We start from the raw sequence: 12,469 nt of genomic DNA, 5'->3' as shown, positions 1-12,469 counted from the left end.
TCCTGACGCAACGCCTCTCCCGCGGTTGCACTGTGTCAGCATCGCAAGCAACGGAGGCGGAACTTCCGGGGGGACCGAGTGACGCTACGCGGGCGGTTGACGGCAGCCTTCCTCGTGGTGGTGCTCGGCCCCGTCCTGCTCGGCGCGTTCTTCGTCGCCTCCATCGTCACCGCCGTCGACCGCAGCCGCTCCACCGAGCGTCTGGCGGTGGCAGCGTCCACCGTGCGCACCTCGGTCGACGCGCTCTGCCAGCAGTTGCGGGCCACGGCCGACGCGGTGGCGCTCACGCCCGACCCGGCCGGCGCAGCCGCCCAGCTGGTCGGCCGTGGGTTGGCCGCCGGGGTGCAGATCACCGACAGGTCCGGCCGGGTCAGCTACGCCTCGCCCGGCGCGCCGTCGACCCCGTGGGGAGACTGCGCCGGCCCTGCCGCGGCCGCACCCGGCCCGGTCCGCGCGCTGGCGGCCCGGGTCGACAGGCGCGACCCGGCCGGCGCCCCGCTGGGCACGGTGGTGGCCGTGCAGCTGGTCGACCCGGCCTTCGTGGCCCGTCTCGCGGCGGTGACGGGGGTGGCGGTCACCCTGCTCGACGGCGGTGCGAGCGCCGCACGGGTCACCCACACCACCGAGACACGCGAGGTACGGGACGCGGTGCTGGCCGCCGCCGGCACGGTCGACAGCGCGCGGGTCACCGAGACCAGCGAGGGCCGGTACGTGCGGAGGATCGGCCCGTCGGTCGGGCAGCCGCTGCCGCTGGTGCTCTCGGTGCCCAGCGAACGGCCACGAGGACTGCGCGCCACGCTGGCCGGGGTGGTCGTGCTGGCCGGGCTGCTCGCCGTACTCACGGCGTGGCGGTTGGCCCGGGTGACCACCCGGCCTCTGGTGGAGCTGGCTGGCGCGGTGGACCGGGTGGCGCAGGGCGACCTCACCGCCCGGGTGCCGGTGCGCAGTCGCGACGAGGTGGGCCGGCTGGCCGCCGCGTTCAACCGGATGACCCGGGAGACCGGGTCGTACGTCGCGGCGCTGACCAGTAGCAGGGACCAGCTACGTGGGCACCTCGCGGTGCTCGGCGACACCCTGGCCAGCACACACGACCTGCAGCGCATCCTGCGGGTGATCCTGCACAGCGCGATCGCGGCAACCGGTGCGCGGGCCGGGGCGGTGCTGCTGGTGGAGGCCGGTGGCGTCCTCGTCGCGCAGTGCACCGAAGGGCTGGAAGGGCGCGTACCGGAGGGGGACCCGGACGGGCCACCGGAGCTGCGGGTTCCGGTCGGCGACGGCGTGGTCGGCGCGGTGGCCGCCACCGGGGAGCCGCAGCGGGGGCGGGAGCCGATCGACGCGACGACGGGTGAACCGCGCTGCCGCACGTACGTGGCGGTCCCGTTCGCCGCACCTGGTGGCGGCGCCAACGCCACCCCGGGCGGTCCCGTCGGGCCGGTCGGCACTGCCCCGGGCACCACCGAGGAGGGCAGCGCTCCGGCGGCGGCGCTCGGCGTGCTGGCCCTCTACGACCGGCTGGGCGCCGACGAGTTCGACGACGACGACCTGGTCACCCTGCGCACCTTCGCCGGGCACGCGGCGGTGGCGGTGGACAACGTACGGGTGCACGAGGAGGCGCAGCGACTCTCGCTCACCGACCCGCTCACCGGGCTGTGGAACTACCGGTACCTGCGCGAGTCGATCCGGCGGGAGGTGGAGCGGGCCAGCCGGTTCGGTCGGATGCTCAGCGTCCTCGCCCTGGACCTGGACCGGTTCAAGGACGTCAACGACACGTACGGGCACGCGGCGGGGGACACCGTGCTGGCCGAGTTCGCCCGGCGGATGCGCGGCGAGATCCGCGAGGTGGACCTGGCCTTCCGGCAGGGCGGCGAGGAGTTCGTGCTGCTCCTGCCGGAGACCGACGCCCGGGGCGCCGCGATCGTGGCGGAACGGTTGGGGGCGGCGGTGCGGGAGACGCCGATCGCCGTCGAGGCGTACGCGGGCCCGATCGTGGTGACCGTGTCGGTGGGCATCGCCGTCTTTCCGGACCACGGCAGCACCGGGCGGGAGGTGCTGGAAGCCGCCGACGACGCGCTCTACGCCGCCAAGGCCGCCGGCCGGGACACCTACCGTGTCGCCGAGTTGTGCCCGGACGTGCCGACGCAGGAGATCCCGGTTCCGGCGGGGGCGGTGAGCCCGACCGACGGGCTGCCGCGCGCCGGCCGGCCCGTGCAGGTCATCCGGGAGCCGGGCGGGCACGCCCGGTCCGAGTCGGCTGTGGGCGTACCGGAATCGTCGTCGGCGGGGTCGGCGCACGCCCGGCCGGAAGCGGCCGGTGATCCGGCGGACAGCGCGGTGGACGCGGCCCCGGCCGGCCCGGATGCCGCCCTGCCGGGGTCGGGCGGCGGCGCGTCTTCTGGGCCACACCCGCCGCGGCAGAGTCGTGGCCGATAGTCTCGCGGCATGTCGGAGCACTCAGCGAACCCCTCATCGACGGTCGCCGCAACCGGTCGTCCCCTGGCGGTCAAGGCCGTCATCCCGGCCGCCGGACTGGCGACCCGGTTCCTGCCCGCCACGAAGGCGGTGCCCAAGGAGTTGTTGCCGGTGGTGGACCGGCCGGTGTTGCAGTACATCGTCGAGGAGGCCACCCAGGCCGGCATCGCTGACGTGTTGCTGATCACCGGTCGGGGTAAGACGGCGATGGTGGACCACTTCGACCGGCGCCCCGACCTGGAGACCAGGCTGGCGGAGAAGCCCGACATCCTGGCTGCCGTGCGCCAGACCAGCGAGCTGGCTGAGATCTACACCCGCCGGCAGCCGGAGCAGCTCGGGCTTGGCCACGCCGTCGGGTACGCCGAGTCGCACGTCGGCGACCAGCCCTTCGCGGTGCTGCTCGGTGACGAGTTCGTCAAGCCGTCCGAGCCACTGCTGCCCGCGATGCTGGAGTTGCAGGCCCGCACCGGAGGCGTGGTGCTGGCCTTCTTCGAGGTCGACCCGGCCGAGACCAAGCGCTACGGCATCGCCTCCGTGGAGCCCGCCGAGTCGGAGCTGAGCGACATCGGTGAGGTCGTGAGGGTGACCGGGATGGTGGAGAAGCCCCAGCCGGAGGACGCGCCGAGCAACCTCGCGGTGCTGGGCCGCTACGTGCTGCCGGGCGCGATCTTCGACGCGATCCGGCGGACCAAGCCGGGCAGCGGCGGCGAGATCCAGCTGACCGACGCGATGGAGTTGCTGCGTACCGAGGGCACCCCGGTGCACGCGATCGTCTATCGGGGCACCCGCTACGACACCGGCATGCCGCTGGGCTACCTCCAGACGGTGGTGCAGATCGCCGCCGAGCGCGAGGATCTCGGCGCCGAGTTCCGCTCCTGGCTGGCCGACTTCGTCAAGGCCGACGCGGCAGGCGGATCTGGTACATGACCGCGACGGCCGACGCCGAGGCGGCCGCGAACGAGTTGACGCCGCTCGCCGACTACCTGGGCAGTGTGCTGCGCAGGTTACGGGCGCTGCCGCCACTCGACCTCGAGCTCACCCAGGCGCACGGCAACGTCCTCGCCGAGGACGTGGTCGCGCCGCACGCCTTCCCGGCCTTCGACCAGGCGGCCGTGGACGGGTACGCGGCCCGCTGGGAGGACATTTCGGGAGGGGGTCGGGGGCCGAGCTACGTCCCGGCCCCCTCCGGCACGCCCGGCGGCCGGACCATCCGGCTCAACGTGGTCGGTGACCTCGGCGCGGCCAGCTGGCGACCGGTCCGGCTCACACCGGGCTCGTGCTTCTCGGTGGCCGCCGGTGCGCCGCTGCCGGTCGCCGCCGACGTGGTGGTGCCGGTGGAGTGGACCGACCAGGGCATGGCCGCCGTGGAGATCTTCCGCACCCCCAAGCGGGGGTACGGGGTCCGCCGCGCCGGTGAGGAGTTGCCGGCCGGCACCTTGCTGGCCCGGGCGGGCACCTACGTCTCCCCGGCGCTGGTCGCGGTCTTCGCCGCCACCGGTATCGGGCACGTGGTGGTGCGGCCCAGCCCACGGGTGGTCATCGTGGCCACCGGCGACGAACTGGTCGACGTGGGCCGGGGCAGCCAGCCGGGGCAGGTGGTGGACGCGAACTCGCACGCGCTGACCGCCGCGGCGGCCGAGGTGGGCGCACTGGCGTACCGGGTGGGGATCTGCGACGACGACCCGGAGGGGCTGCGTGGGCTGCTGGAGGACCAGACCCTGCGCGCTGACCTGATCATCACGACCGGGGGGACCGGCACCGGCCCCGGCGACATGGTGCGCCGGATCCTGTCCCGTCGGGAGGGTGGCCGGGCCGGGCCGGTCACCTTCACCGGCGTGGCGCTCTATCCCGGCACCGCGCTCGGGTTCGGCACGGTCGGCGCCGAGGAGGTGCCGGTGGTCTGCCTGCCCGGCGACCCGGGGGCCGCCCTGATCGGCTTCGAGGTGCTGGCCCGGCCGGCCATCCAACTGCTCGCCGGCGCCGAGCCGGTGTTCCGGCCCAGCGTGCGGGCACATCTGCTGGAGACCGTGTCGTCCCCGGGTGGGCTGCGCGAGTTCCGGCCCGCCCACGTCGCCGAGCGGCGCGGCGGCGGTTACACGGTGCAGCCGCTCAGCGGTGGGCCGTTCACCCTGTCCGGCCTGGCCGAGGCGAACGGGTTGCTGGTGCTCGGCGAGCGTGTCACCACCGCTGCCGCCGGCTCCACGGTGGACGTGCTGCTGCTGGACCGTCGCCGGTGACGATGCCCCGATCCGTCCGCTTTCGGTCTGCTTCCGCGTCGTACGGCCGTCGGGACGTCGCGGGTCCACTTGCGCGCCTCCCGGTCCCGCGCGGGAGACTGTCCGGGTGAGTCTCTTCGGTCCCGCGCGGGCACCCGGCTGGCCGGCGGTGCTGGTCGACGGTCCGGTGCTGCTGCGGCCCTACCGGCGCTCGGACGCCGCGGCGTGGTCGGAGGTGCGCCGCGCCAACCGGGCCTGGCTCGCACCCTGGGAGTCGTCGCTGCCCGGCGGCTGGGACGAGCTGAACTCGCCGACGGCGTTTCGCTGGGTGCACCGTGACCAGCGGCGCTCGGCCCGCGAGGGTGAGGGCATGCCGTTCGCCGTCTGCCTGCGTGAGGCCGACCGGGACCGGCTGGTCGGGCACCTCAACGTGGGCAGCATCGTGCGGCGGGCGTTCTGCTCCGGGTACGTCGGCTACTGGGTGGACGCCCGGGTCGCCGGCCAGGGGGTGATCCCGACGGCACTCGCGCTGGCCGTGGACCACGCCTTTGGTCAGGGTGGGCTGCACCGGGTGGAGGTCAACATCCGTCCGGAGAACCGGCCGTCCCGGCGGGTGGTGGAGAAGCTGGGCTTCCGCGAGGAGTCGTACCACGTGCGCTACATGCACATCGACGGCGCCTGGCGGGACCACATCGGATACGCGATGACCAGCGAGGAGATCGCCCCCGAGGGTGGCCTGCTGGCCCGCTGGCACCGGCTGCGCGCCACCGCGCGCTGATCTCGTCCCACGTACGGGATCGGCGCGGCGCGGTGGCATCACGGTCGGCGCGCCGTAACCTCAAGTAACTGCAAGCTGCGGCAAGCGCTGCCCGTCCGGACGATCCACGCACCCGAGCGCGATCGGTGGAAGATCCTGCGGTCGGATGGCGGTTGCTCCGAATTCGGTGACGGGAGGGGTGAGGGTGCCGACCTCGGTGCTCCTCGCCGTCCTCGCCGCCGCCGGCCTGCTCGCCCTGGCCCCGGCGCTGGTCCGCCGGTACGACGCCACCGAGCGGCTGGTGGCGGAGCGGGCGCAGTCGACGGCGCGGGTGCTCCAGCGCCGCCGACGACGCCGCACTGTCCCAGGGCGACGACCCGTCCACCCGCCGCGCTCCCTGGTCATCACGCTCAGTGAACACGCGGCTACCGGTGTGCTGGCCGCGCCGGTCTCCGCGCCGCCCGCCGCCCGCCGTTCGGGCCGGCTGCGCGCCGTGCCCCCCGCCCCGAAGGGGTCCCGCCGCCGCCCGCCGCCCCGCCGGCAGCACACCCCCGCCGTGTACCGACGACGCCGGGTGCTCGCCGCCCTCCTCCTGCTCAACGTCGTCGAGCTGATCGGGGTGCTGCTCGTCAGCCCCGGCTTCTGGATCGGCTTCTCGGTCACGTTCCTGCTGCTCGCCACGTACGTCGTCCACCTACGGGGTCGAGCCCTGGCCGGCCGACGTCGACGGCGTGCCCGGGCACGCGAGGCCGCATGGCTGGCCGCCCGGCAGGCCGAGGTGCGCCGCGAGCAGGCCCGCCGGGCAGCGGCCCGCCGGGAGGCGCAGCGCCGCCTGGCAGCCCAGCGCGAGGGGGTGCGCCGAGCCGCCATGGGTCTGGACCGCCCGGGTGACCTGCCGGCCGCGGTGAATGGTGGCTCGGTCTCGTACCGCCGGTCGGGTGGATTGCGGGGCCGTCCGTACGAGGCCGGTCGCGGCGCCTGATCGTCTCCCGCGCCGTACTCGGCGCGTGATCGGATGCCGGCGCTTGATCGACTCTGCATCCTGAAGGTCGGGGTGTCGCGGCGTCCTTGATGCCCCGATTTCGTGGATGTCGAGTGGATCTCTGAGTGGGGTGAGCGCCGAGCCGGGGGCGGATTCGCGGTGAGGGCCGGCGACCTGTTAGCCTTGCTGCCGGCCCGCCCGGTGTTAGCCGGGTGGGACCGAAGCCGGTCCGCCGGCGGAGGGGCTGTGGCGCAGACTGGTAGCGCACCTCGTTCGCATCGAGGGGGTCAGGGGTTCAAATCCCCTCAGCTCCACCCATCTCAAAGGCCGTCCCCGCTTGCGGGGACGGCCTTTTTCGATCTTGTGCGTCGTCGCTGAAGCACGGCAGTCATCCGAGCTGGGCCGTCAGAACGAGGTAACCAGAGGCGGCGGCGACCTGTCCCTCAACCGCAACTCCCCAAAGTCCGGTACGTCCGAGCGGCCCTGCCCGGGTGCGCGCGGATGCAGATCACCGGCTGTTGGAGCCCCTCGGAGCCTGTCCCGAACAAGCTCGAACAGGTCCGAACAGGCTTTCTGTCCGCAGCGGGTCCCGTCGATGCTCTACTCGATCTCGCGGCGGCAGCTTCCGCAGTCCTAACAGGACGGTGGCGAGATCGGCCAGCGGAACACTCACCCGGATCGTCGATCGCGAACCGGCAACGACCGCCGCAGCTCACACCGACACGCTGCGCGCCAGCGCGTCTGTGGAGTCCTTCGTGTCTCGAGGATCGTCAAGGGGGAGTTGAATGCTCAGGTTGTTACCGACTGCGGGTGGGCGACGGCGTGCCACCGGCGCCGCACTGGGTGTCCTACTGGCGTCGACGTCCGGTCTGGTGGTCGCTCCGGCGCACGCCGCGCCGCCGCAGACGGCCGCGAAGCCCGCCCAGGCTCCGCCGGCCCAGCCCGCGTCACCCGGCGCACCGGACCGGCGGGTGCTGGGGCCGTCGAACGCTCCGGTCAGCCAGCTCGACGGACCGATCTCGGTGCCGCTCGGCACCGGGCCGGTGCGCAACGGCACGTTCAGCACGTTCCGACTGACCGACCGGTTGACCGCCGAGGTGAACACCGGCTCGGGGAATCTGCTCATCCGCAGTACCGACCTGGTCCTGCCAGGCATCGCGGACAACCTGGTGCTGGGCGCTGCGTACAACAGCCTCCTCACCGGCAGCGAGGTGCCGACCGGCGCGCTCGGCTACAGCTGGCGTACCCGCGTCGGTGTGGACGTCAGGCTGATCAGGGCGGACGACAACTCCCTCACGTACGTCGCGGCCGACGGTGTCATCGGGCGGTTCACCCCGAGCGGGTCCGGCTACACCGCCGCGAAGGAGTTCAAGGCGACGCTCACCAGCGACGGCGCCGGATGGAAGCTGGTCGAGCACGACAGCGGACGCAAGCTCTTCTTCACGTCCACCGGACTGCTGGACCGCAGCCTGGACCGCAACGACAGCGTGACCGACTACAGCTACGACGCCAGCGGCCGGTTGACCACGGTGACCTCCGACCGGGGTGCCACGCCCGTTCGTAGCGCGAAGGTGTCGTACGGCTCGAACGGTTACCTCTCGACCGTCGAGCAGACTGTCGCCGGCGGGCAGTACCGCAGCGTCAGGTACAGCTACGACGGCAGTGGAAATCTGACCCAGATCCGCTCCGCCACCGGAACGGACACCCGGTTCGAGTACGACTCGTCGCGCCGGGTCACCAGGATCTCCGGCGGTATCCAGGGTTCCGCCCTGGGAAACGCCACCACGATCACCTACGACGCGGCACACCGGGTGACCTCGGTGACCCGGGCCTTCAAGCCGGAGAACCCGGCGGTGGGCGCCACCACGAGGTGGGCGTACCCGTCGGCAACCCAGACGATCGTCGCCGACGCCAACACCAACCAGTCGCAGCCGGTCACCTCGGTGCCGCGCAGCACGTACACCGTCAACGCCGACAAGCGGGTGACCACGCTGGTCGACCCCGACGGCAAGACCCGCAGCTTCTCCTACACCCCGCACCTGGACGTGGCGTCCGTGCGGAACGGCACCGGCGGCACCACCAGCATTTCGTACGCCGCGAACGGTGGGCAGTCACCGACCCTGGTCGTCACGCCGACCGGTGCGGACTCCTCTCTGGCCTACACGAACGTGGCGACGCCGACCAACCCGACGGCGAACTTCCAGGTTTCGTCCAGTTCCGACGCGCAGGGAAACACCAGTGCCTACGCGTACAACGGTGCGGGTAACCGGTTGTCGACGACGGACGCCCTGGCCGCTCAGGCCACGGTGGAGTACAACGCCGACGGCACGATCTCCTCCTCGTCCGACCCGGGCAACGGTGCGAACAAGACCATTTACCGGTACGACGCCGACAAGCAGCTGACCACGCTCACCCCACCGACCGGTACGACGATCGGGGTCCGTCGGTTCAGCTACGACGCGTTCGGCCGGGTACGCACGACGACCGACGGCACCGGGCGCACCGTGCAGTACGAGTACGACCTGGACGACCGGATCACCCTGCTCACGTACCCGGACATGCCGAAAGTCGCCTACGAGTACGACGGCGGTGGCAACGTCTACGCCCGCATCGACGGCAACGCCTACCAGAACTTCTTCTACGACCGGCTCAACCGGTTGACCGGGCGGCGGACCGGCAGCGTGGACGGACTGTGGTACGTCTACGACCCGGTCGGCAACCTCATCGAGCAGCAGGACGAGCGCGGCAGCTCGTACTACACCTACAACGGCCGCAACCTGCTCACGAAGCTGGTTGCCGGCAACGGCACCTACACCTTCGGCTACGACGACGACGGGCGACGCACCTCCACCAGGCTGGCCGTCTCCTCGGTGACCGTCGCCGAGACCGTCAACACCCTCGACCAGTCCGGCCGGATCACCCGCACCACCAGCAAGCGGTGGCAGGGCGGCACGGCCAGCACCGTCTTCGACGTCTCCTACTGCTACGCCAGGCGGGTCGGCACCGCCGCCTGCTCCACGGCCACCGCCGACGACACCGGCCTGCGGCAGTGGCAGACCGACCACCACCGCGCCGGCGCCGTCAGCCTCTACACCTACGACCAGGGCAACCGGCTCACCAAGGCCACCGGCATCGACGGCAGGACCTACGACTACGCGTACGACAGCAACGGCAACCGCACCTCGGAAAAGGTGAACGGCGCCACCACGCAGACGCTGACGTACAACGCCGGCAACCAGATCACCAGTTCCGGCTACTCCCACGACGGGGCCGGTAACCAGCTCGGCGGTTCGGCCCTGCGCGACTTCGAGTACAACTCCGCCGGGCAGCTGGTGCGCGGCTTCACGGCCGGAGGCGCCGAACTCGGGTGGGCGTACAACGGACCCGACCAGATCGAGTTGGGCTGGAAGGGCACGCCGCGGTTCGAGTACGAGTACTCCTTCGGCCGCAACGACCAGAACGGTCAGAGCGTGGTGCAGAGCTACACCGTGCCGGGGACCTACGGCCGGCACTACGTCGAGCGCGACCAGCTCGGCACGCCGGTCGGCTTCCGGGGCAGGACCGGCAGCACCTTCCACCACTACTTCTACGTGTTCGACGGGCTCGGCTCGGTGGTCGCCCTGATCAGGTACGACGGAACGCTGTCCGGCTCCTATACCTACGACCCGTACGGCAAGGTGATCAGGACGGTCGGCAGCAACAACGAGATCATCGACAACGCGATCGGTTTCGCCAGCGGCACCCGTCACGATGACCTGACGAAGTTCGGTCGGCGCTGGTACGACCCGAACACCGGTCGCTTCACCCAACAGGACAGCCTGAGCTTCCTCGCGGACCCGGCCATCGGCAACCGGTACGCGTACGCGGCCGGCAACCCGGTGAACTACGTCGACCCGACCGGCCTCGCTACCGTCGACTACGGCGAGGCATGCACGATCGGCGCTGCAGGCGGCGCCATCGCGGGGGCCTTCGCCGGGCCGGGCGGAATCGCCGGCGGAGCGGTGCTCGGGTGCGCCGGCGGAGTTGTCGGGAAGCTCCTGACCGACGAGGCCGCGAAGGACTGACGGCGCGCGGTCGTCCGGACCTGCCAGACCGGCACAGCCCTACCTGAGCGCGGAGGGGGCGGTGGACTTCCACCGCACCCTCCGTCGACAACTGCGCCGACGACCTCGACCACAGCTAGTAGTGGTTGTCGATCGGCCGGCGTGCCTCGTCGAACAGCGCCGGGCCCTCGTACCGCACCGGGGGCAGCGCTGGGCTGGCCGGTTTGATGTCCTCGAACTGTTCGGTGGACAGGGCGTACACCACCCGGCCGAGGCCGGAACGGTCGATCGCGGTCGCGCACATCGGGCAGGGTTGGCAGCTGGTGTACATGGTGGTGCCGGCGGCCACGTCCGGGGCGAGTTCCCGCGCGGCCCACCGGGCCAGCTTCAGTTCCGGGTGCGCGCTGATGTCCGAGTCGGAGACCACCGTGTTGTGGTCCTCGATCAGGACGGTGCCGTCCGCGGCGACGAGCAACGAGCCGAACGGCCGTTCGCCGGATGCTCCGGCCTCGCTGGCGATGTCCACGGCACGGCGGAGAAACGTCTCGTCGTCGGGCGTCATCGGGCCTCCTGGGTCGTGGTGTACGCGGCCACGGCAGCGAGTGTCTGCCAGGCGCGTTCGGGTTGGCGGATCTCGGTCAGGTCGCCGTGAAACGGGTCGAGCACCACCGTCTCGGCGCCGAGCAGACGGATCTGGTCGAGATCGGCGGTGATCTGCTCGATGGTGCCGACACCGGCGAGCCGGTCCGGGGCGGTGACCGGTTCGCGGGTTTCCTGGAGTGCGATGCGCGGCATCAGGGCGGGCACGGGGCGGCCCAGTTCGTCGGCGATGGTCTTGAGCCGTCCGGCCGCCTCCACCAGCCATCCGGGTGTGATCCGCAGCGGGTGCCACCCGTCTCCGAGTCGCACGGCGCGACGCATGCCGGCGTCGCTGTTGCCGCCGACCCAGAGGGGGATGGGTTCCGTGTCGTAGTCGTCGGTGTTGCGCCAGGCATCCCGCATGGTGTGCAGGTATTCGTCGGTGAGCGCGCCGCGCCGGTGGTACGGCACCCCGAGCGCCTCGAACTCCTGCCGCGCCCAGCCGACGCCGACGCCCAGGACGAGCCGGCCACCGCTGAGCCGGTTGAGGTTCGCCGCCATCCGGGCGGTGAGCAACGGGTGCCGGTACGGAACGATGAGCACGGTGGTGCCCAGCCGGACCCGGCGGGTCACCCCGGCCAGCCAGGACAGCGTGGTGAACGGCTCGTAGAACGGCGCGGGATACTGCTCGGCCACGTCCGGGGTCACCGCGATGTGGTCGGAGACCATCAGCAGGTCGAAGCCGAGGCCCTCGACCGTCTGCGCCCACTGTCGCAGCACGCCGGGGTCGGTGCCCGGGGCGAAGTTCGGTACGTTCACGCCAATGTGCACAGGTCTGAGGCTAGCCAGCGGCGCTCTGGCCTGTGAACACCTTGTTCCCTGCCCTTGCCGGTCTTTGCCGTGGATCCGCCGGTAGATTGGCCCGATGGCCGAGAATCTCGATGCTGTCGACTGGTCCATCCTGATCGAGTTGCAGGACGACGGCCGCCTGCCGATCACCGAACTCAGCCGCCGGGTCAAGCTGAGCGCGTCGGCCACCACCGAACGGGTGAGACGGTTGGAGGCGACCGGCGTGATCAGCGGCTACCGCGCCGAGGTGGACCTGGCCAGGGCGGGCTTCGCCGTACTCGCGGTGGTGCGGTTGAAATATCCCGGCAGCCGGCACGAACCCCTGCGCCAACTGCTGGAGCGACGGTCGGAGATTCTGGAGTGCCTGCGCACCACGGGGGACGACTGTTACGTGCTGAAGGTCGCCGCGACATCCATGGCACACCTCGAACAGGTCATCAACGACCTCGCCGCGTTCGGCAGCACCAACACCAATGTGGTCTACAGCGCCACCCTGCCCTACCGCGGCCCACGCCCGGCGTGAGCCGAACGGACCGGAGCCGGTTCGGCGTTCATCGGGCGGGTGCGGACGCTG

Annotated in this window: 9 protein-coding genes and 1 tRNA gene; 8 read left to right on the top strand and 2 right to left on the bottom strand. The window is 71.8% G+C overall.

Annotated features, from left to right (window positions below):
• The first annotated feature begins 78 nt into the window (after nucleotides 1-78).
• From ACLJN9_RS05590 to ACLJN9_RS05560, 7 genes are all read left to right on the top strand, one after another.
• A complete protein-coding gene (locus tag ACLJN9_RS05590; protein WP_410809990.1) occupies nucleotides 79-2,430 on the top strand; it encodes a diguanylate cyclase in 2,352 nt (783 codons plus the stop codon).
• A gap of 9 nt (nucleotides 2,431-2,439) precedes the next feature.
• Entirely contained in the window at nucleotides 2,440-3,396 is a 957-nt protein-coding gene (locus ACLJN9_RS05585) for a UTP--glucose-1-phosphate uridylyltransferase (RefSeq protein ID WP_410809989.1), read from the top strand.
• The gene (glp, locus tag ACLJN9_RS05580) at nucleotides 3,393-4,706 is read left to right on the top strand and encodes a gephyrin-like molybdotransferase Glp (protein ID WP_410809988.1); all 1,314 of its coding nucleotides are present in this window, start codon (nucleotides 3,393-3,395) and stop codon (nucleotides 4,704-4,706) included. The genes ACLJN9_RS05585 and glp overlap by 4 nt, the downstream gene beginning before the upstream one ends.
• 106 nt (nucleotides 4,707-4,812) lie before the next feature.
• Nucleotides 4,813-5,463, top strand: coding sequence for a GNAT family N-acetyltransferase (locus tag ACLJN9_RS05575; protein ID WP_410809987.1), 651 nt, complete (start codon nucleotides 4,813-4,815; stop codon nucleotides 5,461-5,463).
• A 184-nt stretch (nucleotides 5,464-5,647) separates the two neighbouring features.
• On the top strand, nucleotides 5,648-6,424 hold the full coding sequence (locus ACLJN9_RS05570; RefSeq protein WP_410809986.1) for a hypothetical protein: 777 nt from the start codon (nucleotides 5,648-5,650) through the stop codon (nucleotides 6,422-6,424).
• 240 nt (nucleotides 6,425-6,664) lie between these two features.
• Nucleotides 6,665-6,738 (top strand) — tRNA-Ala (locus tag ACLJN9_RS05565).
• A 471-nt stretch (nucleotides 6,739-7,209) separates the two neighbouring features.
• Nucleotides 7,210-10,488 carry an RHS repeat domain-containing protein gene (locus tag ACLJN9_RS05560; RefSeq protein ID WP_410809985.1) on the top strand — a complete coding sequence of 1,093 codons (3,279 nt, stop codon included), beginning with the start codon at nucleotides 7,210-7,212 and terminating at the stop codon, nucleotides 10,486-10,488.
• Between the two features lie 115 nt (nucleotides 10,489-10,603).
• Here ACLJN9_RS05560 and ACLJN9_RS05555 read toward each other — a convergent pair whose 3' ends face one another.
• The gene (locus ACLJN9_RS05555; RefSeq protein WP_410809984.1) at nucleotides 10,604-11,029 is read right to left on the bottom strand and encodes a nucleoside deaminase; all 426 of its coding nucleotides are present in this window, start codon (nucleotides 11,027-11,029) and stop codon (nucleotides 10,604-10,606) included.
• Nucleotides 11,026-11,877 (bottom strand): LLM class flavin-dependent oxidoreductase, encoded by an 852-nt coding sequence (locus ACLJN9_RS05550; protein WP_410809983.1) that lies wholly within the window; start codon nucleotides 11,875-11,877, stop codon nucleotides 11,026-11,028. Before ACLJN9_RS05550 ends, ACLJN9_RS05555 begins: the two co-directional genes overlap by 4 nt.
• Nucleotides 11,878-11,971: 94 nt before the next feature.
• Between ACLJN9_RS05550 and ACLJN9_RS05545 the strand changes: the two genes are divergently transcribed.
• Entirely contained in the window at nucleotides 11,972-12,418 is a 447-nt protein-coding gene (locus tag ACLJN9_RS05545) for an Lrp/AsnC family transcriptional regulator (RefSeq protein WP_410809982.1), read from the top strand.
• Nucleotides 12,419-12,469 lie beyond the last annotated feature (51 nt).

Source organism: Micromonospora sp. 067-2 (assembly GCF_046549295.1).
GTDB lineage: Bacteria > Actinomycetota > Actinomycetes > Mycobacteriales > Micromonosporaceae > Micromonospora.
This window is presented reverse-complemented; position numbering and strand designations above follow the sequence as displayed.

Excerpts from the sequence above, each read along its gene's own strand:
- ACLJN9_RS05555 (WP_410809984.1), bottom strand. The coding sequence starts at position 11,029 with ATGACGCCCGACGACGAGACGTTTCTCCGCCGTGCCGTGGACATCGCC.
- glp (WP_410809988.1), top strand. The coding sequence starts at position 3,393 with ATGACCGCGACGGCCGACGCCGAGGCGGCCGCGAACGAGTTGACGCCG.
- ACLJN9_RS05545 (WP_410809982.1), top strand. The coding sequence starts at position 11,972 with ATGGCCGAGAATCTCGATGCTGTCGACTGGTCCATCCTGATCGAGTTG.
- ACLJN9_RS05560 (WP_410809985.1), top strand. The coding sequence starts at position 7,210 with ATGCTCAGGTTGTTACCGACTGCGGGTGGGCGACGGCGTGCCACCGGC.
- ACLJN9_RS05585 (WP_410809989.1), top strand. The coding sequence starts at position 2,440 with ATGTCGGAGCACTCAGCGAACCCCTCATCGACGGTCGCCGCAACCGGT.